The organism is Phyllobacterium sophorae, assembly GCF_003010965.1.
GTDB classification, from domain to species: Bacteria; Pseudomonadota; Alphaproteobacteria; order Rhizobiales; family Rhizobiaceae; genus Phyllobacterium; species Phyllobacterium sophorae.
In genome coordinates this window covers 153,472-180,053 of the sequence record NZ_PGGM01000013.1, presented here as the reverse complement: position 1 = coordinate 180,053, position 26,582 = coordinate 153,472, and the positions used below count along the sequence as shown (strand labels likewise).

Below are 26,582 nucleotides of genomic sequence, written 5' to 3'. Positions count from 1 at the left end.
ATGCCGATCAAACGAGGTTTCTCAACATGCCCAAAGTCGGAATGGAACCACTGCGCAAGCGGGAGTTGATCGATGCTGCTATCCGCACCATCGGCCAGCGCGGCTCGCTTGATGTGACGGTCGCCGAGATTGCCCATGAGGCCGGCGTTTCGCCTGCCCTCGCGCATCATTACTTTGGCGGCAAGGAACAGCTGATCCTCGCCACTATGCGACATCTTTTGAAGGAACTCGGCCGCGACCTGCTGTCAGCCTTGCAAACCGCCGCAACGCCCGCCGCACGCATCGCGGCGATCATTGCCGTCAATTTCTCGGCCTCGCAGTTTGCGCCGCAAACCGTTGCCGCCTGGCTGACTTTCTACGTCCACGCGCAAAAGTCGGAAGATACGCGCCGCCTGCTACGCGTGTACGCGCGGCGCATGCATTCCAATCTCGTGCATGCGCTGCAGCAGCTGACGAGGCGGGATACGGCGATGCAGATCGCCGAGGGAGCGGGCGCAATGATTGACGGGCTCTATATCCGCCATGCGCTGCGCAATGGCGCGCCTGAAGCAGCGAATGCCATAGCGCTCGTAGAAGATTATGTAACGACGAAACTAGCCGCCGCCGGAGCATCGCAATGACAAGGCCGAATATCCTCATACTGATGGTTGATCAGCTGAATGGAACGCTGTTCCCGGATGGCCCGGCGGAATTCATCCATGCACCGCATCTGAAGGCGCTGGCCAAGCGTTCGGCCCGCTTTGCCAACACCTATACGGCCTCGCCTCTCTGTGCCCCTGCCCGCGCGTCCCTCATGTCCGGCCAATTGCCGTCGCGCACCCGGGTCTATGACAATGCCGCCGAGTTCGTTTCCGACATCCCGACCTACGCGCATCATCTGCGCCGGGCTGGCTACTATACGGGGCTTTCCGGCAAGATGCATTTCGTCGGCCCGGACCAGTTGCACGGTCTCGAAGAGCGCCTGACGACCGACATCTATCCGGCTGACTTCGGCTGGACACCGGACTATCGCAAGCCGGGCGAGCGCATCGACTGGTGGTACCACAATCTCGGTTCCGTCACCGGCGCTGGCGTTGCCGAAATTACCAACCAGATGGAATATGATGACGAAGTGGCGTTCCACGCGCGGCAGAAACTCTACCAGCTGTCGCGGGAGTCCGATGATGCGTCGCGGCGACCCTGGTGCCTGACCGTGTCCTTCACCCACCCGCACGACCCTTACGTGGCGCGGCGCCAATACTGGGACCTCTATGAAGGGTCACCCGCGCTCGATCCGGTCGTGGGCGGCATTTCCTTCGAGGAACAGGACCCGCATTCACAGCGGCTGATGGAGGCCTGCGAACACCGGGAGTTCGATATCACCCCGGAACAGGTGCGGCGAGCACGGCAGGGTTATCTCGCCAACATCTCATATATCGACGACAAGGTCGGCGAAATCCTCGAGGTGTTGCGTACGACGCGCATGCTGGAAGACACGATCATCGTCTTCACCTCAGACCATGGCGACATGCTGGGTGAGCGCGGTCTGTGGTTCAAGATGAACTTCTTCGAAGGCTCGGTCCGCGTACCGCTGATGATTGCGGGCAAGGGCATCGCGCCACAATTGATCAGCCAGCCGGTTTCGACGCTCGACATCAATCCAACCCTCGCTGCCCTGGGCGGCATCGATATTGCCGAAGTCCTGCAGTGGACCGATGGTGAAGACCTCACGCCCGTCATGCAAGGCCAGGACCGCGCCGGACCAGTCCTGATGGAATATGCAGCGGAAGGCTCGAATGCGCCGCTGGTCTGCATGCGGGACGGCAAATACAAGTTCGTGCATTGCGAGATCGACCCGCCGCAACTCTTTGATCTTGAATCGGATCCGCGGGAGCTGACCAACCTCGCCAGCGATCCCGCGCATGAGAAACTGCTTGCCGATTTCAAGGCAAGGGCGGGCAAGCGCTGGGACATGGCGGCGTTTGACGCGGCCGTGCGCGAAAGCCAGGCACGGCGCTGGGTTGTGTATGAGGCGCTGCGCAACGGCTCCTACTATCCCTGGGACTATCAGCCGCTGCAGAAGGCCTCGGAGCGCTACATGCGCAATCATATGGATTTGAATGTCCTGGAAGAGAATGCCCGCTATCCGCGCGGCGAGTGAGTAAGGGCCCGGCCATGGAAGCAGATTTCGTCATCATTGGTTCAGGGTCGGCCGGTTCCGCCATGGCTTACCGCCTGTCGGAGGACGGCAAGTACTCCGTGATCGTCATTGAATTTGGCGGCACAGATATTGGCCCCTTCATCCAGATGCCGGCGGCCTTGTCGTTCCCGATGAACATGAGCGCCTATGACTGGGGCTTCAACTCTGAGCCGGAACCGCATCTTGGCGGGCGCACACTGGTGACGCCACGCGGCAAGGTAATCGGCGGATCGTCCTCGATCAACGGCATGGTCTATGTGCGCGGTCACGCGCATGATTTCGACCATTGGGCGGAAAGCGGCGCGGCGGGCTGGTCCTATGCGGACGTGCTGCCCTATTTCAAGCGCATGGAGAATTCGCACGGCGGCGAAGCCGGCTGGCGCGGAACGAGCGGTCCGTTGAATGTCCAGCGCGGCCGGCGCGACAATCCGCTTTTCCACGCCTTCGTCGACGCGGGAAAGCAAGCCGGATTTGAGGTTACCGACGATTACAACGGCTCGAAGCAGGAGGGCTTCGGCGCCATGGAGCAGACGATCTATCAGGGGCGCCGCTGGTCAACCGCCAACGCCTATCTGCGCCCTGCCCTGAAACGTAAAAATGTGAATCTCGTCAACGGCTTCGCCCGGCGTGTGATCATCGAGAATCAACGCGCCGTGGGGGTGGAGATTGCCCGGCGCGGCAAGACGGAAGTGATCCGCGCTCGCCGTGAAGTGATCGTCGCTGCCTCCTCCATCAATTCACCCAAGCTGCTCATGCTGTCGGGTATTGGCCCCGCCGCGCATCTGAAGGAACTTGGCATTCCGGTCGTTGCCGACCGGCCCGGGGTCGGCCAGAACCTGCAGGACCACATGGAGGTCTACATCCAGCAGGAGAGCCTGAAGCCGATCACGCTGAATTCCAAGCTTGGACTTTTCTCCAAGGCATTGATCGGTGCCGAATGGCTGTTCTTCAAGAGCGGCCATGGCGCGACCAACCATTTCGAATCCGCCGCTTTCGTGCGTTCGAAGCCCGGCATCGATTACCCGGATATCCAGTACCACTTCCTGCCGGCCGCCATCCGCTACGATGGCAAGGCGGCGGCGAAGGGTCATGGCTTCCAGGCGCATGTCGGGCCGATGCGTTCGAAATCGCGTGGCAGCGTCACGCTCCGCTCTTCCGATCCTTTCGAGAAGCCGAAGATCCTCTTCAATTACATGTCGCATCCCGATGACTGGGTGGATTTCCGCCATGCCGTGCGATTGACGCGCGAGATTTTCGCCCAGGCGGCGCTCGATCCCTATCGCGGCCGCGAGATTTCGCCGGGTAGCCATGTGCAGACTGACGAGGAGATCGATGACTTCCTGCGCGAACATGCGGAAAGCGCTTTCCACCCCTGCGGGACCTGCAGGATGGGTGCGGCGAATGATCGGACCGCGGTGGTCGATCCCCAATGCCGCGTCATCGGTGTCGAAGGACTCCGCGTTGCCGACAGCTCGATCTTCCCGCGGGTGACGAATGGCAATCTCAACGCGCCGTCGATCATGACCGGTGAAAAGGCTTCCGACCATATCCTTGGCCGCGATCCCCTGCCACGCTCCAACCAGGAACCCTGGATCAATCCGCGCTGGCAGGTAAGTGATCGATAAGTGAAACGGTGCTGGTTATCTCTCCCCTTGTGGGAGAGAAAGCGATTTCAGCACCTTAGCCCTTGCTAAGTGCTAGAAATCGCAAGAGAGGGGATTTGCCAAACAGACTACCCCCTCTCTGGGATTTTCTAAGAATTTAGCGAAGGGCTAAATTCAAGAAAATCCTTTCTCCCCCACAAAGGGGGAGATAAGCGGCGGCCAAATACGATACAAATGAACAAACTTCAGGAGAACACCATGCGCGCACAGCCATCAGCCTCGCATTTCATCAATGGCCGCTTCGTCGAGGACAAGGCAGGCAAGCCGCTTGATGTGATCTACCCGGCGACCGGCGAGATCATCGCCCGGCTCTTCGGTGCCACGCCCGCTCTGATCGAGCAGGCAGTGCACGCAGCGGCAGCCGCGCAACCGGCGTGGGCAGCGCTCAAGCCAGTCGAGCGCGGCCGCATCCTGCGCCGTGCCGCCGATATCCTTCGCGCACGCAATGCCGAAATCGCCGAGCTGGAAACGCTCGATACCGGCAAGGCCATTCAGGAAACGCTGGTCGCAGACCCCGCCTCCGCCGCCGATGCCCTGGAATTTTATGGCGGTATCATCGCCGGGTTCAACGGCGAGATGATCGAGCTTGGCGGCTCCTACGCCTATACGAGGCGCGAGGCGCTGGGCGTCTGCGTCGGCATCGGCGCATGGAACTACCCTATACAGGGCGCGGGCTGGAAATCCGCTCCGGCGCTTGCTGCCGGCAATGCCATGATCTTCAAGCCTTCGGAAAACACCCCGCTCTCCGCCCTCGCCCTCGCCGAAGTCTACAAGGAAGCGGGCTTGCCAGACGGCCTTTTCAATGTGCTGCAGGGCTTTGGCGATGTCGGCTCGCAACTCGTCGATCACCCGCTGGTCGCCAAGGTATCGCTGACCGGATCGGTCCCAACCGGCAAGCGCGTGCTGGCACAGGCCGGCTCGCATATGAAGCACGCCACCATGGAGCTGGGCGGCAAGTCGCCCTTGATCATCTTCGACGATGCCGATGTGGAAAATGCGGTCGGCGGCGCGCTGCTCGGCAATTTCTATTCGACCGGCCAGGTCTGCTCGAATGGCACGCGCGTTTTCGTGCAGAGCGGCATCAAGGACCAGTTCCTCGACCGCCTGACCACGCGCACCAAGGCCATTCGCCTCGGCGATCCGCTTGATCCGGAAATCCATCTCGGACCGCTGGTCAATGCATCCCAGCGCGACAAGGTCGTGTCCTATATCGAAAAGGGCAAGGCCGAAGGAGCAACGCTGCATTTCGGTGGCGGCGTGCCGCAGATGCAGGGGTTTGAGGGCGGCTGTTTTGTCGAGCCGACGATCTTCACCAATGTGACCGATAACATGGTCATCGCCCGCGAGGAGATCTTCGGGCCGGTCATGGCCGTTCTCGATTTCAATGACGAGGACGAGGTCGTCGCCCGCGCCAATGATACGGAGTTCGGCCTGTCGGCCGGTGTTTTCACGAAGGACCTGTCGCGCGCGCACCGCGTGATCAGCCAGCTCAAGGCCGGCACCTGCTGGATCAACACCTACAACCTCGCGCCGGTCGAGATGCCGTTCGGCGGCTTCAAGCAATCCGGCGTCGGCCGCGAGAACGGTTTAGCTGCGCTCTATCACTACAGCCAGATCAAGTCGGTCTATGTGGAAACGGGCAAGGTCGACAGCCCGTATTGAGGTTTGATGGCTTCAAGCGGATTCAATATCCGTCAATGGGAAGTCATCTCCCTTATATAGCAGCGGGATATTGTGGACCTTGGCGCATGCATAGGCGAAGCAATCGCCGAAATTCAATCGCGCCGGGTGTGCCACCGCACGTCCGTAATCCCGGCTGGCCTTGATCGCCACGCGATGCATGGCCATGTCAATCGGCACTTCTTGTGCATCAACTTCGATGAGAAACCTTTCGATGAGCTCTTGCGATTGATCAATGAGATGTGCAGGAATCGGCAATTGACCCCCAAGCGTTTCACCACGTTTTTTTCGTGCAAAACTCATTATGGCTTCATATACCGAAAGCGACGAATAGCAGATGGGGGTGACGGCCATTTCAATCTTGTTGGCCAGATGCCTGGCTTCAGGTTCACCCCCAACGATAGCAACAATTGCCGATGCATCCAGAAACATTACAGACCATCCCACCCTTCATCCGTAAACGCCTTCATATCGAAATTGGGATCGTCTGGGCCAATTTGCCGCGCCGCCTCCTGAATGGCCTTTATGCGTTCCCACAACGGTATGCTTTTTCGAGCATTTTCAAGTTCATGCTGCAAGGCAATCCGCACAGCTTCTGTCTTGGTGGGCGCTGCTATCGCCTGCTGCACCTGCTTGGCGAGAGCATCGACTTCATCGTCTCTGATATAAAGGGACATTTCGCGCCTCGCATATTCATTTTATGCATATGCGAATATACATAAGCGTATATTCTCGTAAAAGCAAGGTGAGCTTTGATTATCTCCCTTTACCTACATAATCCACGTACTGCGTCAGCGCGCAGACAAGGTGATAGAAGATCGAGGCCGGAACATCTTCGGCCTTGGCTCTTCCAGTCTCATCGATCAGGTCGATCCAAAGCCCCTTCGGCGCCGGTTCGATATGCCAGCGGAAGAGCCGGCCGACGCGGGCCTCCACTTCCGGCTTGAGGTCCGGCCCGCCATTCCCGTCAAGCGCCATGGCGGCCTTGACCGCTTCGGTCTGCGGCCAGCTGCGGGAATTCGTGTCAAGCGGCAGGCCGTGGCGCGAGACGGCGCCGTAGGCAAGACCGGTGGCCCGGTTCAGACCGTTGGCAATAGCCGATGAATAAAGCTTGCGGGCAAAGCGCGTGACGTCTTTCTGACCGGATGCCGCTGCGAAGTTCACCAGCAGGGAAGCCCATTCGAAGTGGTGGCCGGGCTCGGTCCACTCGCCCTGTTCGCCCGGTGCGCGTTCCCAGTCGCTGCTGAAATATTCGCCGAGGGTCCAGGTTTCCGGATCGAACATGTGATGGCGGAACAGGTCGACAATGCGTGCCGCCCGCTGCAGATAGTCGCGATTGCCGGTCGCGGAGTACCAGGCGAGGAAGGCTTCCAGGAGGTGCATATGCGGGTTTGACCGGCGCAGCCCCTTGTCATCGGGAGTCTCCAGGAACCCCGTCAACCGTGCATCCGCCAGATACTCGTCGATAAACGCAAAGGTTTCGGTGCCCAGCGCCAGCGCCTTGCTGTGCCCCGCCTTGTGCGCATGCGCCAGGGCAAGCAGCACGAAGGACTGGTCATAGGCATCTTCCGTGGCGTCGAGAACACTGCCATCCGGATTGAAGGTCCTGACCCAGCCGCCTCGATCCGTGCGCCCATTGGCGGTGATGAAATCGATGCCATGGTCGATCAGCGCGTGCCCTGGTCCCTGCCAGCCCATTTCACAAGCGACGGCAAAAGCATAAATCTGCCGCGCCATGGTCCGCATCCGTTTGGGGCGGATGATTGGGGTTGCCTCGAAGGACATTGCTTCATGAAACCCGCCATGTTTGTCATCCACGCCGACGGTGGACCAGAGCGGCAGCGTTTCATCGAACAGCCAATGACGGACACGGTTACCATAGGCGCCCACCTGCGGCAGGCGATCCTGAGCAGGAGTGAACTTGGTTTCAAGCCGGCCGGTCTTTTCCAGTTGTTCGACGATCTTGCGAACATTCTGGCTCTCGCTTACCGGCGCAACGAATGTTGCGTCTGATGTCGCCACTACGGCCGTGTCGCGCAAACCGACCGCCGAAAGCAACCGTCCGTCGCTGCGCAGATAGCTGTGCTCGCAATCGATCGCAACGACGTCGCCCACGATCACATTCCCATTGCCGTCGACCGACCCCACTTCCAGCAGGGATTGCCAGGAACCGAGATCATTCCAGCGGAACGTCGCGGGTACGAGCGCGATGTCCGAAGCATGTTCCATAATCGCATAGTCAACCGAAATTGATGGAACGGCGGCGTAAAGGTCATGTGGCAGGTAGGTACCTGAAATATTGGAATTCGCCTGATCAAGCGCTGCAACGGCCTTATCCCAGATATCCGCCGCATGCGCCTTGAAGGCATCGCGCATCACGCTGGCGCGGAAGAGGAAAATCCCGGCATTCCAGAGGAAATGCCCGGATTCGAGATATCCTTTGGCAGTCTCTTCGTTTGGCTTTTCGACAAAGCGCACCACGTCGCGCGTGCCCGCGGTTTGCGGACCGACTTCAATATAGCCAAATCCGGTTTCCGGGCGGTCGGGCTGAATACCAAAAACGACAATGCGGCCGGCTTGCGCGGCTTCCACGCCCGCCTCGACCGTGTTCCAGAAATCGCGATCGGTGGTGATCTCATGGTCGGAAGGCACGACAAGCACCAGCTCGTCGCCGTGCTCGCGTAAGGTTACCTCCGTTGCCAGCACCACGGCCGCCGCAGTATTACGGCCCATCGGCTCAAGAACCGGCCTGCCGCCGGCAAGGTCTATGCCGGCGAGATCCTGATTGATGCGGTTTGAATGGCGCTCGGATGCCAGCAAATAGACTGGAACGGCCACGTCCCCCTCCCGCGCGCCCATGCGCTTGACGGTACGCAGCAGCATCGAGCCTTGTCCGGAAAGATTATGGAACTGCTTGGGGAAATCCTCACGGGACAAGGGCCAAAGCCGTGAACCGACGCCACCGCTCATGACAAAGCTGATGATCTTTTGCTTTTTTGCCGTCATTGATTGCGGTCCTGCCCTTGCAACGCACTGTAACCCGTGTCGCCAACCGATACAGGAATTTGGATGCCGATCACAGAGGGAAATAGGGAGTAGGTTGATTCAAAAGGTGTTTCTCGCGCATAATCAAATAGTGCATAGAAAACGACTTGCAGGCGTGGAAACCGGACGTTATATACCGGCCGTCACTGGTTTCGGAGTGTAGCGCAGCCTGGTAGCGCACGTCGTTCGGGACGACGGGGTCGGAGGTTCGAATCCTCTCACTCCGACCAGTGTTTTCATGGGTTTTGTGCGCCAGCCCGCTATTACCCCACAGATTGTGCTCTACCCGCTCAAATGCAGGCTTTCCGTCTTCTCGGCCGAAAGGATCGGGCCGATACCCCTTGAGTCGCCTGACCGTGCATTAAAGCTAACAGCGGGGCCATGTTGTACGCCTGTTAAATGTGCAATTACTGTTTTACGCACAAGATTTAATCACCCTCCATCCGCGCGACCATAGTGCAACCCAATTCAACTCCCAGTAATCGCTTGCATATAAGTAGGTTCAGCCGCCTATGCGCACTGCACTGGCGATACTTTCCCCCAATCATGTCAATGCGGACGTCAGGTTGCCCTTGGCAGATCACTTGGCATGAAACCTGCTTTCATGGTTGTGACGGGTTGTTTTTAACCGTCTGCAACAATTTTCTCTGGGGTATTTTAATGAAGAAAAACTTTGGAACGGGCCGCACGCCCACTTCGGACACCGATCAGATCTCGCAATCGCGCCGCAAGCTGCTGATGGGATGCGCCTGGTTGCCGGCCGCGCCGCTTCTCGCGATGCTGGGTGGCTGCAATGACAGCGACAATGCAATTTCGGACGCCGATGCTCCATCGACATTCGAGCCTCCGGCATCGACGGCCGAGATTTCGCCGCCCATCCCCGCGCCAGACGGGTTGCGAATACCACTGCCGCCGTTCAGCGCGCCCGGGGATACAGGCGTACTTGCATCCCAGCAGACACAGCGCGGACAACCGGACACCGGCGACGCTGCGTCGCCCGGTGTATCAACGCCTGCCACATCGACGCCTGCCACTTCGATTGCTGATGCATCGTCGGCCGATGCACCAGCACCTGTCATTGCGTCTTTCCGGCCGCAGTCTTCCTGGCCGGGGAAAGTCGGGATATACAGTCTTCAGTATAATACGTTCTCGCAGGGTCTTGGCCGCAAGGAAGTGTCGGAGGGCACGCAAGGTTCGGTTCTGTATACCTATGCGGTTACAGATCCGGCTGACAAGAACAAGAAAATAACCAAAACCAAAACCTTTGAAGGGATCGAGACCTGTCTGAAGCGTGCGCTGGACAACAAGTTCGCGCTTTTGTACCGGGCCATGGCGGAGGCCTTTAAAGCGCATCCTCCGCTCGATAGAAAATTCGATGTCAGCTTTTTCACCGCGCCGGAATTCTTCTGGAACGTGCCGTGGGGCGATTTCCTGGATGAAACCGAACTGGTGAAAACGCTAGAAAACGACGGATCGAAAACGATTGCGGATTTAATCCTCGATACGGTAACACGCAACGTCAGAACACTGATATCCCTCTTTCCCATCGAAGAATACGGCCATATTGTCCTGTTGCCAGGCACGATCGCGGTGCTCAGGGCAATGCCTGAGACCAAGCTCGCAGGCAATCCGCCAGCAGGCCTCAGCAGCACCATATACGAGCCGACCAATCGCGTTGTCTGCATCCACAACCTGCCAACGGACGACAAAAACTATCCGCGGCCGGCTTATATGATCTGGCCCAAGCGAGTCGTATCGGATCTCGATTACTATCGATCTCTGACCACTATTGGTGGTATGGCGGGTCCTCCTGCGGTTGGGCCGGCTTGCACATCTGGAAAAATCAAGACAGTTCCGGCTGTCGATATGGAAGTAACATGGTGTGACACGACCAAAGGAGGCCTGAAACTATACATCAAGAAAACCAGTTCATTCAAAGGGCAGTCATTTGACTCGCAGGGTAATGTGCTCCCGGGAAAATTCGAAAACGACATAATAGACGGTCTGCCCTTTGGTATTGATATTTGTCTGGATCATATGGATGCCAGTGTAGAGACGAGCGCCCGCAGGGATGAACTCGACAAGAGCAAGTTCAAACTGGACTTCCTTATTGCGTGTAGTCAGGCGCTGATGGAGAGCAATTTCAAAACCACGCCGACCATACAATATGCGATCCGCAATGATGGCAGGTTGGTTGCGGGTAGCACGAATCCGCAAATCAGGAAACTAAGCTATGACAAGAACGGCGTCATCAACTGCCTTGACGAGAAGGGCAAATTCAAAGCCGATACCGATCTAAAACCTCTCGAGGGTGAGGTCCCTGTCTTTGTCAAAGGCAAAACAGCCGTTCCGGTCGCTTCGCCAGTCATTGGGGTCATTCCGGAGATTCTGGATAACATGTCCTGGAGCAATGTGACCGTCTGGTCGCTGGATATCGACAATTCAGACAAGCCCGTTGCCGCACATACACTCGTCGCCAGCAATCCACCATCAAATTTGAAGAAAGAACCCGAAATCCAGTTTATCCAATGACCGGATGGGGCGGGTTGGCGTAACGCCGCCCGCCCTTGACACCCTCTACAGTATTTGTTGAAGCCTTGGGCCGTCAGACATTGTAAACACCGCAATATCTAACGCAGAACCTCTTGAATGGACCCTCGGCAGCAATTATTTTTATCTTGAAGCGTGCAGTGCACGCGAACATTGGTGCTTTGCTTACGCTTCATAATTGGAGGTTGTCATGGCAAACACTCTGATGGAAGGCAGGAAGCCTCAGGATTGGGCCAATCTGGTCCTGGCGGTATGCTTGTTCATCTCCCCTTGGTTCTTCGGCTTTATGGCTGAAACCACGCCGACCTGGAACGCATGGATCGTCGGCATCGCGCTCGGTGCTCTGGCGGTCGCAGCGATTTCAGCATTCGCCGAATGGGAGGAATGGGCAAACCTGGTCCTTGGTCTCTGGCTGGTCGCGTCCCCTTGGGTGCTCGGTTTTACGGCCAATGTGAACGCGATGTGGACTAGCGTCGTTTTGGGGCTGCTCGTCGCCGCCGTATCGGCCTGGGCGGTCTGGGACGTTCATCACCCCCACGCACACGCCTGAGTTCTGGACCATTGCTGCAAGGCCCGCCGCGGAAAGCGGCGGGCTCCATCCTATAGCCGCGGAACGGCGGCGATCAGAATACGCGTCGCATTCGACTGCGGATTTGCAAGCACCTGTTCGGTCATTCCAGTTTCGGTGATGCGCCCCTCCTCCATCACGATCATTCTGTCCGCAAAGGCGCGGACGACGGCAAGATCGTGCGAGATGAAGAGGTAGGCGACCCCTGTCTCCTCCTGCAGATCGAGCAGCAGATTGAGGATTTGCGCACGCACCGAGACATCAAGGGCCGATACCGGTTCGTCGAGCACGATAAGGTCGGGCTTGGTCAGAATTGCGCGCGCAATCGCGACACGCTGCCGTTGTCCGCCGGACAATTCCAGCGGAAGCCGCGTTATCAGATCTGCGCTCAGACCGACGCGCTCCAGCGTCGCGCCGATGACGGTATCGTATTCGGCCTTCGCCGCAAGCCCGTGCAGCCGCAGCGGATCCTCCAGAACGCGCCTGACACTGGCGCGCGGATTGAACGCTGCCAGCGGGTCCTGGAACACCATTTGGAAATGCGGACGCAGGCGCCGCAAACCTTCGCCGCGTAACGCAGTAATATCCTGCCCGCGGAAATGAATCGAACCAGCCTCAGGCGGTAATAGCCGCATGACGAGACGCGCCAGCGTCGTTTTTCCGGAGCCCGAGGCACCGACCACCGCCAGTGTTTCCCCGTTTGAGACCGAGAAATCCACGTTCCTGAGCCCGGCCGCACCGTGATCCCCGAAGCGTTTGGCAAGGTTCCTGACCTCGAGTATGGGGGACGCGCGCTGCATCATTGCAGGCCATCCGCATTGATTTCGGCGAGCCGCTTCCGGCGCGGCATATCCAGTGAAATATGCGTGGCGATCAGCGCTTTCGTGTAGGCATGCTCCGGTTCACCCAGGACCCCGGCGGTGGGCCCGCATTCAACCAGCTTTCCCTTGTAAAGCACCCCGATCGTATCGGCGCGCTCGGAAGCCAGGGCTATATCATGGGTGACGAACAGCAGGGTCAGGCCATTGTCCCGCACCAGTTCATCGAGAAGATTGACGATATGCCTCTGCACCACCGTATCGAGCGCGCTGGTTGGCTCGTCAGCAATGAGCAGCGACGGATTGCCTGCCAGGGCGGCGGCGAGAGCGATGCGCTGTTTCTGCCCGCCCGAAAATTCATGCGGATAGCTGTTGAGCCGGGAAAGCGGCTTTGGAATATGAACACGATCAAGCAATTCGGCGGCCATCAAACGCGCCGATATCCAGCTCAGGCCCCGATGCGTCATCACCACTTCGGCAATCTGGTCTCCTATCGTCATCACCGGGTCAAGACTGCCGCTAGGGTCCTGAAACAACACGCCGATGTCCTTGCCAAGGCTTGGCTGGCGCGGCAAGGCGGGAAACTCGATTGTCCCGCCGGAACGTGCCCGCCGTGGCAAGAGGCCGGCGATTGCCATGGCAAGCGTCGATTTACCGGACCCGCTCTCGCCAATGAGCGCCAGCCTTCCGCCCTTGGCAAGCTGCAGCGATACGTCCTGCAGGGCAGCGGTCCCGCCATAATCCACGGTGAGGTTCCGGATGCGCAGGTAAGGTTCGCTCATGGCTGCAGCCTCTCGGTGCGTGAGAGCCCCCGGCCGATCAGGTGAATACCGAGGACGGTAATGACCAGTGCCAATCCCGGAACGATCGACAGATAGGGCGCGGCGCGCAACACGGCACGCCCTTCCGCGATCATGCTGCCCCAGGTCACGCGGTTCGGGTCGCCAAAACCGAGGAACGACAGTGCCGCCTCGATCAGAATGGCAGCTGCGACGGATATGGCGGCAAGCGAAGCTGTCGGGCCGAAGGCATTGGGCAATATCTCGCGAAAGGCGATCTCCAGCGGCCGCATGCCGAGTGTTCGCGCGGCGGCGACAAAATCACGCTCGCGCAGGGACAAGACCTCGGCGCGGGTCACACGGGCGGCCTGGGTCCAGTTGCCAAGGCTGATGGCGAAAATCAGTGTCGCGACGCTCGGTCCAGTCACGCTGATCGATGCAAGCGCCAGAAGGAACCCGGGAACGGTCTGAAAAGCCTCGGTAATGCGCATCAGCACCGTATCGGCAATGCCTCCGAGGAAACCCGCGAGCGTGCCAACGATGCTGCCGGCGATCAGCGCGACTGCCGCCGAAGAGAAAGCAACAAGCAGTGTGGTGCGCGTTCCATGCAACAGACCCGCAAGCACGTCGCGGCCGAGCCGGTCAGTCCCAAGCATGTGCGTCCCGGATGTGAATGGCCGCAGCATCGGCTCGCCGGTAATGGCCAGCGGATCGCCGGGCGCAAGCAAGGGTGCCAGCAGCGCCATCAGGACAAGGATCGCGAGCAAAATCAAACCGGCGCGCCCCTCGAAGTTCATCTGTCTCCAGAAGATCATCGCCCGGCCCTCACACGAGGATCGAGCTTGCCATAGGCAAGATCGACGAGGAGATTGGCGATGATTACGGTGACGGCACTGCACAGGATCACACCGAGCAGCAGCGGCGTATCCCGGCGCGCCACGGCTTCCGCGGCGAGGCGGCCGAAGCCCGGAATGGCGAAGACGCTTTCCACCACGACACTGCCGCCCAGCATCGCTGCCGCCTGCAATCCCAGCATGGTCACAACCGGCAGCACGGCGTTTCGGGCGACGTGGCGCCAGACGATGCGCCGGCGGCTGAGGCCTCGCGCTTCCAAAGCCCTGACGAAGGGATCGCGCCAGATTTCGCCCATGCGGTCACGCATCAGCCGCAGGTAGAGCGCCATATAGACCATGGCGAGTGACGCGACGGGCAAGACCAGATGGGCGGCGATATCGCCGATACGCGCCAGGCCGGATTTGCCGGAAGCGACGGTCTCGATACCGCCGATGGGAAGCCAGCGCAGGTCCACGGCAAAGATCACGATCAGGACCAGGCCAAGCCAGAAACCCGGCACCGCATAAAGCGCCAGCGATGTAATGGAGAGGAAACGGTCGCGAAACGATCCAGGTCTTGCGCCAGCGAGAACGCCGAGCAGGGAACCAAGGAAGAAAGCCAGCGCCGTGGCAATACCCATGAGCAGCAGCGTGACCGGCAGGCGCTCGGCAATCACCGAGCCAACGGGCCGCTCGAAGGCGGTGGACCAGCCGAGATCGCCTTGCGCCAGCGCCGATGCATAGGCCCTGAAACGGTGGAGCGGCCCCTGATCAAGCCCCCATTCCTGCCGCAACTGCGCCATTTGCTCGGCATCCATGGCGCCGGACCGCGCCACATAGGAATCGACCGCATCGCCGGAAGCGGCCTCAAGCAGCAGGAAGCTGCCAACCAGCACCACGATAAGAACCGGAAGCGCACCAAGAAGGCGTCTCAGGAAAAAGGAAACGAAAGGCGGCAAGAATTGCTCCGGCTGTCAGGCGAACAGGTTTGGAGTCTAGAGGGATTGGCTCTGGAAAACAAACGGGTTTGTACTATACGGCCAAAAGGTATATACACACTCGTATATACTTTTTGTCGAGGAATACGAACATGCCGCAGATTGCAAAAGTATTTAACTCCGGGAATTCGCAGGCTGTACGCCTGCCGAAGGAATTCCGCTTGAATGTCGAGGAAGTTGAAATTTCGCGCGAGGGCGATGCTCTTATCCTGCGTCCCCACAAGGCCGACAAGCAGGCATGGAGTTCGCTCAAAGCGGCCCTCGATCATGGCTTCAGCCCAGACTTTCTGGACGGCGGTCGCGAGCAACCCGCGGCGCAGGAGCGGCCGGAATTGGACACGTTGTTCAAATGATGCGCTATGTGCTTGATACCAATGCTGTAATTCAGTTGGTCTCGCGGAAATCGGACGGCTTGGTCCGCCTCATCCTTGAAAAGCGCGAGGGGGAGATTGGTATCCCTTCGGTCGTCGCGCATGAGCTCTATTTCGGTGTCTACAAGAGCCAAAAGATTTCCTTCAACCTGGAAGCTCTCCGTCTGCTTCTTCTCGATTTTCCCATTTTGGAGTTTGATCAGGAAGATGCGCGGGTATCGGGAGAGCTGCGCAGCACGCTGGCACAGGCCGGCCAGCCCATAGGGCCTTACGATGTGCTCATCGCGGGCCAGGCAAAAGCCCGCGACCTGATTCTCATAACCAACAATGTTCGCGAGTTTCAAAGGGTGGAGGGCCTGAAGGTCGAAGACTGGACCATCTAGCTATCTAACAATATCCCCCTACCCCTTCACCCACACATTCGCCCAGTTCGACACGGCCCAGCGCGGGTTGTCGGAGACGTTCTGCACAGTGTCGCGCGCCACGGTGATGAAGGAAAACTCGGCGACATTGATCAGCGGCAGGTCGTCGGCGGCTTTCTTCTGCAGTTCCTTGTAGAGTCCGGCGCGCTTTTCCGCATCGACAGTTGATGCAGCCTCCTTGATCAGCTTGTCCACTTCCGGATTGGCATAGCCATACTGGTTGGAGAACGGCACACCCGCAGGCAGGCCGCTTTCGAACAGGATCGTGGTGGAAATCGCCGGGTCGGAGCGATAGACCGGCGTCGCGACCGTGATGTCGAAATCATGGTCGGTATAGACCGCCTTCAGATGCGCGGGGGTATCATTGCTGACCACCTGCGCATCGATCCCGACCTTGGCCAAAGCCTGACGAAGATAATCGCCTAACTGCTTGGTTTCGTTGAAGAATGGCGCGGGCAAAAGCTTCAGCTTGAAGCGTTTGCCGTCTGCTCCACGCTTGTAGCCGGCTTCATCGAGCAGCGCTTCCGCCTTGGCCGGGTCGAAGGCATATTTGGTCACATCCGGCTCATAGAAAGTCTTGTCGTAGGCGGGGACCGGTCCCGTCGATGACTTGGCATAGCCGAGGAAAATGGTCTTGACGACGAAATCATGATCGATTGCATGGGCAAGCGCCTGCCGTACCTTGACGTCGGCAAGCTCCTTGCGGCGATGATTGATCTCGACGATCAGCTGATAGGTCAGCCCTTCATAGCCATTGGAATAGACCTTCAGGCCCGGCACCTTGGATATACGGTCCAGATCGGCAAGCGGGACGGCGGAGAAACCCGCAAGCTGTATCTGCTCGGCTTCCAGCGCATTGCCCGCTGCAGCGCGGTCAGGCAGGAACTGGTAGACGATCTCATCCAGCAGCGGCTCGTCCTTTTGCCAATAGGCGTCATTGCGCTTGAGCAGATAATATTCGCCGGGCTTGTGCTCGCCGAACTTGAATGGACCTGTTCCAACGAGCTGCTGATTGGCCGGATTCTTGGCGATGTCCGTCCCCTCATAGACATGCTTCGGCACGACCGAGGTTACCACCGGCAGAGCGTTGCGGATGAGCTGGAATGGTGTCGGTTGCGAGAATCTGAAGATCGCGGTGTGCTCGTCCGGCGTCTCGACGCTTTCGAGGTTCTTGAAAACCACGCGGCCAAGATTTTGCAGTTTCTTCCAGACCTCAAGGGCCGAAAACGCAACGTCGGCCGAGGTGAACGGCTTGCCATCATGCCAGGTCACACCCTCGCGCAGCTTGAACGTCACCGTCAAACCGTCAGCGGACCCTTCCCAGGATGTGGCGAGGCGCGGCGACAGCCCGTCCTTGCCGTCATAGGATTGTTCGGCCAACGGCTCGATGACCTTGCTGGCGACGAAGAACACACCGTTCGAGGCAACGATGGCCGGATTGAGGTTGGCGGGCTCACTATCGCCAGCGACAACCAGACGCCCACCCTTCGCAGGTGTTGCCGATTGTGCCCAGCTCAGGTCAGACAGGATCGTCATCGCCCCGATGCTGGCGGTCGTGGCGAGAAAAGCGCGTCGGTTCAACAGGATACGGGACATTGTTGCAATCCTCTTATTCGGCAGGGGTTCGGGATAGAATACCGCTCAGTGCGGAAATGATGGTGCGGGCAAAAGCCGGCTCGGCGGAAGCTCCCATATGGCCGATGCGCAGGATCTTGCCTGCGGTCTCGCCGCGCCCAAGCGAGACCAGTATGCCGTGGTCCTGCAACAGGCTGTCCCGAAGCGTTACGTCGCTGATGCCCTCAGGTACTTTAAAGGCAGTCGCCGTCGGGGCGCACCAGGCCTCTTGCTTCGGCCACAGTGCGAGGCCAAGCCCGAGTAATCCTTGGCGTGCGACCAGGGCCGTTTGTGCATGGCGTATCCATACATTGGCCGGACCTTCCCTCGTGTAGCGATCGAGCGCTGCGTCCAGTGCGTATATTTCGGCGATGGATGGCGTTACCGGGAAAGGCTTGCCGGCCTCCGACGCCCCCTTCCATGCAAGAAGGCTGAGGAACGAGCCGCGCGGCGCATCGGGATTGGCCTCGACCTTCGCCCAGGCGCGTTCGGTGACAGCGATGAGACTGAGACCGGGTGTGCTGCCGAGACATTTCGAAGGCGAGGTGATGAAAATGTCCGCATGTGCATCTTGTGGATGCGTATCCATGCCGGCGAATGACGATACGGCATCGACGATCAGATAAGCGCCGTGCTCGGCGACAACCGCCCCGATTTCATGCAAGGGATTGAGCGTGCCGGACGGTGTATCGTGATGACATAGCGACACGACTGAAATGTCAGGACGCCTGCGCAAGACCTCGCGCACCGCTTGAGCGTCAATGATCTCGTCATAGGGCACGGCAAGTTCAACGACTTCCTTCCCATATCGCGCCGCCCAGGTAGCGAAACCCTTGCCATAGACACCCGAAACCAGGTTGAGAACCACGTCGTTTCTGGCAATGAGTGCCGCGGCCGCAGCCTCGATGCCAAGGATGGCCTCGCCCTGCATGATCACCGGATCATTGTCGGTCCTCAACGCCTGCCGCAGCTTCTCGACGACGCCGGCATAGTAGGTCTGGAACGCCGGGTGATAATCATAGAGCACCGGCTTGCCAAGCGCGGCGAGCACTTCGGGATAGGCCGGCACTGGTCCGGTGGTGAGCATGAGCGGCGGGATGGGAAGCATTGATCGCACTTCGGAATTTCATCCCATTCTTGATAATCTGCTCAGGATGCAGACCTTATTCTCCGTATTGCCGGAAACCAAGAAAAACCATTCCAATAATTCAGGAAACGTTGATGCCGATTATCCCTCCCCTTGCGGGAGAGATGGCAAGCGTCGAGGCTCGGCCTCGCTCTTCCACCCCTCACTCCAGCGGAATGACGTCGACCGACTGCTTGCCCTCCTGCGAGCCGCTGGTCTTGAGGACGCCGACAATCGGCGACACATCCGCATAGTCGCGGCCGTAGCCGATAGTAATATGGTCGTTGCCGGCAATCATGGCGTTGGTCGGGTCGAACTCCTGCCAGCCAGCCTCGCGTCCGCACCACACGCGAACCCAGGCATGCATTGCATCAGCGCCCTCGAGCCGTTCCTCGCCGGGTGGCGGAATGGTGCGCAGGAAGCCGCTGACATACCCGGCCGGGATGCCGATGCCGCGCAGGCCGGCGATCATGACATGGCTGAAATCCTGACACACCCCTGCCCGGAGATCGAACGCCTGGCGCGCATTCGTTCTCACATCGGTGACGTCGGATTCATAGGTGAAGTCAGCATGGATACGATTGTTCAGATGTTTGACCGCTTCCATTACCGTGCGTGTACCTGCAAGGCTCTTCGCCGCATAGGCCGTGATTTCCGGATCGATCGTTGCATGGGCGCTGCTGGTCAGGAAGTGATGCGGCGCATCGGCTGCAATCGACCAGACGCTACGGATCTCCCGTTGCAGGCCGGCGAGATCGGGCGAAACATCAAGCATGTTTGGCGGACGGGTTACATTGACACGGGCGGTCATTGTCACGTCCAGCGTCTCATGCGGATTGCGATAGACAATCGAGGTGACAGTGTTCGAAAAGAAGTCCGTGAATTCCGACCGCTCTGTCGAGACCGGATCGAAGGAGAGGCTGGAAGCTATCACGCGCTGGACACCCGTCATTGTCTGGGGCATGACGCGGATATGATGCCGCCCGCCCGCTGCCGACCGCTCGTAGTCGTAATGGAGGTGAAGACGGATGTTATAAAGCATGCGTCGCAACCCTCACGCGAAATAGGTATCGGAAATCGTATCGGACAGCGTGCCGATTTCGAAGGCGAGCGTGCCGAGTTTTTCCGGCGTCAGGTCGGTTGCCTCCATGATCGCGAGATCCGTGTGGAGGCGCAACACCTTCTTGGAAAACGCCGGCATGTTGGCACCCGCCTCTCGCGACGGCAGCAGGCTGAACTCCGTCTTCAGCGCATCGAGCTGGAAGATGATCGAACGCGGGTTGAGCGGATCGAGCGCCAGCAGATCAAGGACACTGATCCGGCCGGAATAAACGCTGTACTGCCGCCGGTGAGTCATGACGCTGTCGCCGATCTCCAGCAGCATTTCCAGCGCGCCATCCGCCGCATCATGGCGCGACAACGTCGCCAGGATCCGCGCCATCTGAATGCCGCGCTCGAGCCGGCGGCCGATTTCGAGAAAACGCCAGCCGGTAAAGCGATACATGTTTTCATGCACGAGACCGGAGAAACCGGCGAGCTTGCGCAGGATGATCGTCATGGCACGCGTAGTGTCGTCGCCAGGTGATACGACGTCCTGAAAACGATGGATCGTCTTCGACAGATCGCGCAGGGCCAGCCAGCCATCGGGCGAAAATCTGTCGCGAATGCGTCCGGCGCTGAGCATCGCGCCATCGATGGAGCGCTGCAGCCCCTTGGGAATGGCGGTATCGAGATTGACGCCCAGCGGCTTCAGGTAATCGCGCATTTCCGCCAGCAGCGGCAGTTCCATATTGGCCGCCTCGGCATAGCGCGCATGACAGGCACGCAGGATACGCGCCGTCCCTTCCGCGCGCTCAATGTAGCGGCCCATCCACATCAGGTTTTCGGCAGCGCGGCTTGGCAGCGTCCCCGGCACATTGCGCCGGAACGTATCGTCCTCACGTGGCAGAAGCGTATCCTTGGCGACCGGACCGCTCGAGGTGATCCAGACGTCGGCGGCCTGTCCGCCCCTCTGCATGGCGATCGCAGCGGTATCGAGCGTGAAACCGACCCGGGCAAATCCTCCCGGCATGAAGCTCCAGCCATCCTTGTGCCGTGCCGCAAAGACGCGCAGCACGAATGGCCGCGGCTCGAGCCTGCCGTCGACATAGACCGGCGTAGTCGAGAGTTTGATGGCCTCCTGGCCGACCAGCCCGCGCCCGTCCTTCTGCAATCTGGCAAGCAGCCCCTGGCGCGCTACGTCGTCGAGGCTGGAACCAAGTACCGTTACATTGCCATCCTCGAAGGGCAGCCGCGTCGACATTGCTGGACCGACCATCATCTGGTCGAGCCGGTCGATCACATGCTTGCACTCCTTCTCTTGCCCGCACCACCAGGTCGCGATGCTCGGCAATGCGAGTTCGCGATTGTGCAGCGCCTGCGAAATGGCCGGCAGGAAAGCCAGCAGTGCACGGGTTTCGAGTATCCCCGATCCGAGCGCATTGACCAGCGAGACTGAGCGCCGGCGCAATGCGCCGACCATGCCCGGCGTGCCGATCCATGAATCGGTCTTCAGTTCCAGCGGGTCCACATAGGCAGCATCCATGCGCCGCCAAAGGACATCGACGGGCTTGAGACCGGAAACGGTCCGCACCATCACCTTGCCCTTGCTGACCGTCAGGTCATCGCCTTCCAGCAACATGATGCCGAGGTAGCGGGCGATGTAGGCGTGTTCGAAATAGGTTTCATTGTTCGGTCCGGGCGTCAGGATCGCGGCGCGCCCTTGCGGACTATTGATCAGCCCTTGCAAACTGTCGCGGAAATCCTTGAAGAAGCCCGCCAGCCGGTGAACATTCATGGCGCCCGAAATGTCCGACAGCGCGCGGGTCGTCGCGACGCGGTTCTCCAGCGCGAAACCTGCACCGGACGGCGCCTGCGTCCGGTCGCCAAGCACCCACCATTGACCATTCGGCCCGCGCCCGAGTTCAAAGGCACAGAAATGCAGGAAATGACCGCTCGCGGGCTTTACCCCCGCCACGGGATGCAGGAATTCCGGATTCGAGGCAACCAGGTCAGGGGGAAGCAAACCGTCCCGTATCAGCTTGTTCTCGCCGTAAACGTCGGCAACGATGTCTTCGAGCAGGTCGGCCCGCTGCGTCAGGCCAAGGGTGATCGACCGCCATTCATCCTCATTGATCAAAATCGGAATGTGGGCGAGCGGCCATTCGCGCTCCTGCGTACCGTTCTCGTTATAGACACGGTAAAACACGCCAGCATCATGCAAATACTGATTGGCGCGGGCAAAGCGCGTCGCAAGCTTTTCCGGGCCGATCTCGTCGAGTGTGTGAAGCAGGGTTTCCCAGCCGGGGCGGACCGCGCCTGACGGATCGATCATCTCGTCGGCGACATTGGGCAGGGGCCTGTAGCTCGCAAGCAGGCCGGGCCGGGTTTCTGATCCGGCTCCGGGCAGCGATTGTGCTGGTTTGCTTGCAGTCATGCTTCCTTTCGGTCTCAATTCTGGCGCGGCCTTCTCAGATCGAGAGTCATCGGAAATTCAGCCGATGGCGTTTCTTTCCTGAGCTCATATCCTCCGGCCGTATGCCCGCGTGGCTCAAACCGGGTCAGGCGGCGCGCCTCGGCCTCGTTCGAATTGACAGGAAACGTATCATAGCTGCGGCCGCCGGGATGTGCGACATGATAGACGCAACCGCCAATCGCCCGGCCCGACCACTGGTCGTAAATATCGAAGACCAGCGGCGTGTTGACCGGGATCATCGGATGCAAGCCCGAGCGCGGCTGCCAGGCTTTGTAGCGCACGCCGGCAACGGCGGTTCCATTGACGTCGGTCATTTTCAGCGGCACTTCCCGGCCGTTGCAGGCAACGCTGTAGCGCGCGGCATTGAAGCCTTCGACCTTGACCTGAAGCCGCTCAACCGAACTGTCGACAAAGCGGACCGTGCCGCCGATGGCCCCCTGTTCACCCATGACATGCCACGGCTCCAGCGCCTGCCGCAGTTCGAGTTTGACGCCCTCATTCTCGATTTCGCCGCAGAACGGAAAGCGGAATTCCAGCTGTGCCTCGAACCATTCGGGACGGAAATCGAAACCGTGCTGGCGCAGGTCCGCCAAAACATCGAGAAAGTCCTGCCAGACAAAGGCCGGCAGCATGAAACGGTCGTGCAAGGACGTGCCCCAGCGGACAAAGCTACCCTCGATCGGGCTGTTCCAGAACCGGGCGATCAATGCGCGAACGAGCAGCTGCTGTGCAAGGCTCATGCGTGCATTGGGCGGCATCTCGAAACCACGGAACTCGACGAGCCCCAGCCGGCCTGTCGGACCGTCGGGCGAAAACAGCTTGTCGATGCAAATCTCCGAGCGATGGGTATTACCGGTGACATCGACCAGCAGATTGCGGAAAAGCCGGTCCACCAGCCAGGGAAGCGGCGGCGTACCCCTGCCTGGTAACGGAACCTGTGCCATGGCGATCTCGAGTTCGTAAAGACTGTCGTGCCGCGCCTCGTCAAAACGCGGCGCCTGGCTGGTCGGGCCGATGAACATGCCCGAAAACAGGTAGGACAGCGAGGGGTGGCGCTGCCAGTGCAGCACGAGGCTCTTCAGAAGATCAGGGCGCCGCAGGAAAGGGCTGTTGTTCGGCGTTTCACCGCCGACGACCACATGATTGCCGCCGCCGGTGCCGGTGTGGCGGCCGTCGATCATGAACTTGTCGGCGCCAAGCCGGGTCTGCCGGGCTTCCTCATAGATCGCCGTCGTCGTCTCGACGCATTCGCGCCAGTTGGAGGCTGGATGGATATTCACCTCGATGACACCCGGATCGGGCGCAACGCGGATGACATTGATGCGATGATCCTGCGGCGGCCCATAGCCCTCGATATGGACCGGAAGACCGAGCTTTGCTGCGGCAGCTTCCGCGGCGCCAACCAGTTCCAGATAATCCTCCAGCGCCTCCACCGGCGGCATGAAGACGCTCAGGCGGCCGTCACGCGGCTCGACCGAGATGGCCGTGCGCACCGCGCCGCCGATTTCACCGAGTTCCTGTTCGACGCGCTCCTGTTGAGTGCCTTCGGCCGCGGTGAACGAAGCCACCGCCTGCGGCGCATCCCGCGCGGCCGGAGCTCCCGGTTGCGCTACTGAATCCGGCAGAGCATCGCGGTCGACCGATGGATCGAGCGGGACGATAAAAGGATATTCCGATGGAGGAACATGCGGAAGAGAGCCAAGCGGCAGACGATAGCCAACAGGCGAATCCCCCGGCACCAGGAAAAGCTTGCCACGACGTGTCTTCCACTTTTCACTGCGCCAGCGCGGGCCGGCGGCTGCCTGGCTGTTCCAGCGCTGCACGGGCAGGACAAAGCCAGTTGGCTCGGTCAGACCGCGCTCGAAGACGCGGGCAATTCGACTGCGCTCTTCGGGGTCTTTAAGCTTTGAATTGGACGGATCGACATTTGCCGGAAGGTTGCCTTCCTTGACGATCCATTCGGCCGGATCCTCATAGGCAGGCGTGACCATCTCGTCTTCGACGCCGAGCACGCTGGCAATCCCGGTGAGAAGCTTTCCGGCATCGTCCGGCTTGACATTCGCCTTGCTGTTTTCCGGCGCAATCAGATCCGGATTGACCCAGATCGGCTTGCCGTCCTTGCGCCAATAGAGCGAAAAGGTCCAACGCGGCAGGCTTTCGCCGGGATACCATTTTCCTTGTCCATAATGCAGAAATCCACCCGGTGCGAAACGTTCGCGCAGACGGCGGATGAGCTTGTCGGCCTTGTCGCGCTTGGTCGGGCCGACAGCGTCCGTGTTCCATTCGCCGGATTCGAAATCATCGATGGAGACGAAGGTTGGCTCGCCGCCCATGGTAAGGCGTACATCCCGCTCCTTCAGAATACTGTCCACCTTTTCTCCGAGCGCATCCAGCGCGGACCAGGATTCATCGGAGAACGGCTTGGTGATGCGGGGGTGCTCCGAAACGCGGGTGACACGCATGTCAAAGCCGAATTCGACATTGGCGGGTTCCGCCATGCCGGAAATCGGTGCGGCGTTACGATAATGCGGCGTAGCGGCAAGCGGCACATGACTTTCGCCTGTCAAAAGGCCCGACGTCGGATCGAGACCGATCCAGCCGGCGCCCGGCAGATAGACCTCGCACCAGGCGTGAAGATCGGTGAAATCCTTGTCGGTACCGGCAGGTCCGTCGAGCGAAACCAGATCAGGCTTCAGCTGGATCAGGTAACCCGAAACAAATCGCGCGGCGAGCCCGAGATGACGCAAGGCCTGCACCAGCAGCCAGCTCGAATCGCGGCAGGAACCGGTACGCACGTTCAGCGTCGTCTCGGGTTCCTGCACGCCCGTTTCCATGCGGATGACATAGCCGACCTCGCGCTGGATGCGCGCATTGAGATCCACCACAAAGTTCACGGTGTTGGTTGGTGTGCGATCGATCGTATCGAGAAACGCTTGCAGCAGCGGTCCGGCCGGTTCCGGCTTCAGATAAATCGAAAGGTCTTCGCTGATGTCTTGCGGATAGGTAAAGGGCCAGGTCTCCGCGACCGGCTCGACGAAGAAGTCGAACGGATTGTAGACAGTCATATCGGCGACGAGATCGACCTCGATCTTCAGCTCCGTCACGGGCTCCGGAAAGACGAAGCGGGCCAGGAAATTGCCGTAGGGATCCTGTTGCAGATTGACGAAATGATTGGCCGGACTGACCTTCAGCGAATGGCTCAACACTTTCGTGCGGGAATGCGGCGCGGGCTGAAGGCGGATGATCTGCGGCCCCAGCATGATGGGACGGTCATATTTGTAGTGCGTCAAATGATAGACTGCAGCGTGAATTGCCATGTCGCCTCAAATTGTTCTTCTAAATGCGCGTTCCCGAGAAACCTAGCGTACTCTATTGCGCAGTTCACGTCTTTAAATGCGGCTCTGCCAAATATTTTAGCACAATTAGAATTTGCCGCATTTACAAGCGTGCAGCGGCCAGTCGACCCACAACCCGCAACGTCATGCTGTTCACAACAATGCAACCTTGCATTCGTTGCCGCTCGCATTAAACCGAGCGACAGTTAGCGCATAACTTAAGGGCACCGCTTATCTCCCCCTTTGTGGGGGAGAAAGGATTTTCCTGGATTTAGCCTCTTTGCTAAATCCTTGGAAAATCCAAGAGAGGGGATTGAGAGATCCGTCAAGACACACCTCCAATCATTCGAACATACGCGCGGAAAATGCGCAGGGATGCAACTTTGGCGGAGAACATCCTGTGGCAAGCAATCCGAAACAATCAATTGGGCGGTTTGAAATTCAAACGGCAAGCGCCGCTTCTCGGCTACATAGTGGATTTCGCCTGCTTCAGATCAAGGCTGATTATAGAACTGGATGGGAGTCAACATTCAGGGTCCAACTCAGATGTGGAACGCGATAAATGTTTGAACGCATCAAGTTTCAAAACGCTGCGCTTCTGGAACGATGAGATCATTCGCAATCTGGACGGGGTATGTTCGCAGATTCTACACGAAGCCAACAAGCGACGAAGCGGAGTTCACATTCCCCTCTCGGGCGATTTCTAGCACTTGGCAAGGGCTAAGATGCTGAAATCGCTTTCTCCCCCGCAAGGGGGGAGATAAGCGCCATCGAGGCAAATGAAACTGATTGCTTTGAGCATTTTTTCCTCTATTGATCGGTACTGATGGTTTCTTCGGCAAGACAACGCCGGAGATGAAAAGGGAACACGGTGAGGCGTACCCAATAGGGACCGAAACCGTGGCTGCCCCCGCAACTGTAAGCGGTGAGCGACGCCTGAACTATGCCACTGGTGATGAGCCGGGAAGGCAAGGCGAAGCCGAGACCCGCGAGCCAGGAGACCTGCCATCGAACCTGAAATTCGAACCGGACGGGGTGTGCCGGGAGCGATGCGATGTTTACCGCTGACGAGGGCCCGGACGTACG

Annotated in this window: 21 protein-coding genes, 1 tRNA gene and 1 riboswitch; of the genes, 10 read left to right on the top strand and 12 right to left on the bottom strand. The window is 59.3% G+C overall.

Going from position 1 to position 26,582, the window contains the following annotated elements; genetic code table 11:
- Nucleotides 1-26 precede the first annotated feature (26 nt).
- The 4 genes from betI to betB all read left to right on the top strand — a co-directional run bounded on the left by betI (nucleotide 27) and on the right by betB (nucleotide 5,505).
- Complete coding sequence (betI, locus tag CU103_RS23655; RefSeq protein ID WP_106666485.1) at nucleotides 27-620, top strand: transcriptional regulator BetI; 594 nt, start codon at nucleotides 27-29, stop codon at nucleotides 618-620.
- Complete coding sequence (gene betC, locus CU103_RS23650) at nucleotides 617-2,140, top strand: choline-sulfatase (protein WP_106666484.1); 1,524 nt, start codon at nucleotides 617-619, stop codon at nucleotides 2,138-2,140. Before betI ends, betC begins: the two co-directional genes overlap by 4 nt.
- A gap of 14 nt (nucleotides 2,141-2,154) precedes the next feature.
- Nucleotides 2,155-3,804, top strand: coding sequence for a choline dehydrogenase (gene betA / locus CU103_RS23645; protein ID WP_106666483.1), 1,650 nt, complete (start codon nucleotides 2,155-2,157; stop codon nucleotides 3,802-3,804).
- A gap of 237 nt (nucleotides 3,805-4,041) precedes the next feature.
- Complete coding sequence (betB, locus tag CU103_RS23640) at nucleotides 4,042-5,505, top strand: betaine-aldehyde dehydrogenase (RefSeq protein WP_106666533.1); 1,464 nt, start codon at nucleotides 4,042-4,044, stop codon at nucleotides 5,503-5,505.
- Nucleotides 5,506-5,517: 12 nt separating this feature from the next.
- Here betB and CU103_RS23635 read toward each other — a convergent pair whose 3' ends face one another.
- The 3 genes from CU103_RS23635 to CU103_RS23625 form a co-directional block, all read right to left on the bottom strand.
- Nucleotides 5,518-5,955, bottom strand: coding sequence for a type II toxin-antitoxin system VapC family toxin (locus CU103_RS23635; protein ID WP_106666482.1), 438 nt, complete (start codon nucleotides 5,953-5,955; stop codon nucleotides 5,518-5,520).
- On the bottom strand, nucleotides 5,955-6,200 hold the full coding sequence (locus CU103_RS23630; protein ID WP_106666481.1) for a type II toxin-antitoxin system VapB family antitoxin: 246 nt from the start codon (nucleotides 6,198-6,200) through the stop codon (nucleotides 5,955-5,957). The genes CU103_RS23635 and CU103_RS23630 overlap by 1 nt, the downstream gene beginning before the upstream one ends.
- Nucleotides 6,201-6,279: 79 nt before the next feature.
- Nucleotides 6,280-8,529 carry an AGE family epimerase/isomerase gene (locus tag CU103_RS23625; protein ID WP_106666480.1) on the bottom strand — a complete coding sequence of 750 codons (2,250 nt, stop codon included), beginning with the start codon at nucleotides 8,527-8,529 and terminating at the stop codon, nucleotides 6,280-6,282.
- 192 nt (nucleotides 8,530-8,721) lie between these two features.
- Here CU103_RS23625 and CU103_RS23620 point away from each other — a divergent pair.
- The 3 genes from CU103_RS23620 to CU103_RS23610 all read left to right on the top strand — a co-directional run bounded on the left by CU103_RS23620 (nucleotide 8,722) and on the right by CU103_RS23610 (nucleotide 11,668).
- Nucleotides 8,722-8,798: transfer RNA gene (locus CU103_RS23620), tRNA-Pro, on the top strand.
- A 430-nt stretch (nucleotides 8,799-9,228) separates the two neighbouring features.
- A complete protein-coding gene (locus CU103_RS23615) occupies nucleotides 9,229-11,100 on the top strand; it encodes a hypothetical protein (protein ID WP_106666479.1) in 1,872 nt (623 codons plus the stop codon).
- A gap of 208 nt (nucleotides 11,101-11,308) precedes the next feature.
- Nucleotides 11,309-11,668, top strand: a complete 360-nt coding sequence (locus CU103_RS23610) for an SPW repeat protein (RefSeq protein WP_106666478.1) — start codon at nucleotides 11,309-11,311, stop codon at nucleotides 11,666-11,668.
- A 50-nt stretch (nucleotides 11,669-11,718) separates the two neighbouring features.
- Here CU103_RS23610 and CU103_RS23605 read toward each other — a convergent pair whose 3' ends face one another.
- The 4 genes from CU103_RS23605 to CU103_RS23590 are packed head-to-tail and all read right to left on the bottom strand — an operon-like array spanning nucleotide 11,719 to nucleotide 15,075.
- On the bottom strand, nucleotides 11,719-12,489 hold the full coding sequence (locus tag CU103_RS23605) for an ABC transporter ATP-binding protein (RefSeq protein WP_106666477.1): 771 nt from the start codon (nucleotides 12,487-12,489) through the stop codon (nucleotides 11,719-11,721).
- Nucleotides 12,486-13,286: an ABC transporter ATP-binding protein gene (locus CU103_RS23600; RefSeq protein WP_106666476.1), complete on the bottom strand. Its 801-nt coding sequence runs from the start codon at nucleotides 13,284-13,286 to the stop codon at nucleotides 12,486-12,488. The genes CU103_RS23605 and CU103_RS23600 overlap by 4 nt, the downstream gene beginning before the upstream one ends.
- The gene (locus tag CU103_RS23595) at nucleotides 13,283-14,098 is read right to left on the bottom strand and encodes an ABC transporter permease (RefSeq protein WP_106666475.1); all 816 of its coding nucleotides are present in this window, start codon (nucleotides 14,096-14,098) and stop codon (nucleotides 13,283-13,285) included. Before CU103_RS23595 ends, CU103_RS23600 begins: the two co-directional genes overlap by 4 nt.
- Nucleotides 14,095-15,075, bottom strand: coding sequence for an ABC transporter permease (locus tag CU103_RS23590; RefSeq protein ID WP_106666474.1), 981 nt, complete (start codon nucleotides 15,073-15,075; stop codon nucleotides 14,095-14,097). The genes CU103_RS23595 and CU103_RS23590 overlap by 4 nt, the downstream gene beginning before the upstream one ends.
- Nucleotides 15,076-15,206: 131 nt before the next feature.
- Between CU103_RS23590 and CU103_RS23585 the strand changes: the two genes are divergently transcribed.
- Entirely contained in the window at nucleotides 15,207-15,467 is a 261-nt protein-coding gene (locus CU103_RS23585) for an antitoxin (protein WP_106666473.1), read from the top strand.
- Nucleotides 15,464-15,868 (top strand): type II toxin-antitoxin system VapC family toxin, encoded by a 405-nt coding sequence (locus CU103_RS23580; protein WP_106666472.1) that lies wholly within the window; start codon nucleotides 15,464-15,466, stop codon nucleotides 15,866-15,868. The genes CU103_RS23585 and CU103_RS23580 overlap by 4 nt, the downstream gene beginning before the upstream one ends.
- A gap of 18 nt (nucleotides 15,869-15,886) precedes the next feature.
- Here the strand turns inward: CU103_RS23580 and CU103_RS23575 are convergent, their stop codons facing one another.
- From CU103_RS23575 to CU103_RS23555, 5 genes are all read right to left on the bottom strand, one after another.
- Complete coding sequence (locus tag CU103_RS23575) at nucleotides 15,887-17,443, bottom strand: ABC transporter substrate-binding protein (protein ID WP_425350642.1); 1,557 nt, start codon at nucleotides 17,441-17,443, stop codon at nucleotides 15,887-15,889.
- A gap of 73 nt (nucleotides 17,444-17,516) precedes the next feature.
- Nucleotides 17,517-18,629 (bottom strand): pyridoxamine--pyruvate transaminase, encoded by a 1,113-nt coding sequence (gene ppaT, locus CU103_RS23570; RefSeq protein WP_245448962.1) that lies wholly within the window; start codon nucleotides 18,627-18,629, stop codon nucleotides 17,517-17,519.
- A 181-nt stretch (nucleotides 18,630-18,810) separates the two neighbouring features.
- Nucleotides 18,811-19,689 (bottom strand): transglutaminase family protein, encoded by an 879-nt coding sequence (locus CU103_RS23565; RefSeq protein WP_106666470.1) that lies wholly within the window; start codon nucleotides 19,687-19,689, stop codon nucleotides 18,811-18,813.
- Between the two features lie 12 nt (nucleotides 19,690-19,701).
- Nucleotides 19,702-22,122 (bottom strand): circularly permuted type 2 ATP-grasp protein, encoded by a 2,421-nt coding sequence (locus CU103_RS23560; RefSeq protein WP_106666469.1) that lies wholly within the window; start codon nucleotides 22,120-22,122, stop codon nucleotides 19,702-19,704.
- Nucleotides 22,123-22,136: 14 nt separating this feature from the next.
- Nucleotides 22,137-25,478: a transglutaminase family protein gene (locus CU103_RS23555; RefSeq protein ID WP_106666468.1), complete on the bottom strand. Its 3,342-nt coding sequence runs from the start codon at nucleotides 25,476-25,478 to the stop codon at nucleotides 22,137-22,139.
- 338 nt (nucleotides 25,479-25,816) lie between these two features.
- On the opposite strand from CU103_RS23555, the gene CU103_RS23550 reads away from it, so the two are divergent.
- Complete coding sequence (locus tag CU103_RS23550) at nucleotides 25,817-26,203, top strand: endonuclease domain-containing protein (protein WP_106666467.1); 387 nt, start codon at nucleotides 25,817-25,819, stop codon at nucleotides 26,201-26,203.
- Between the two features lie 103 nt (nucleotides 26,204-26,306).
- A riboswitch (cobalamin riboswitch) is annotated at nucleotides 26,307-26,520 on the top strand.
- The last annotated feature ends 62 nt before the right edge of the window (nucleotides 26,521-26,582 follow it).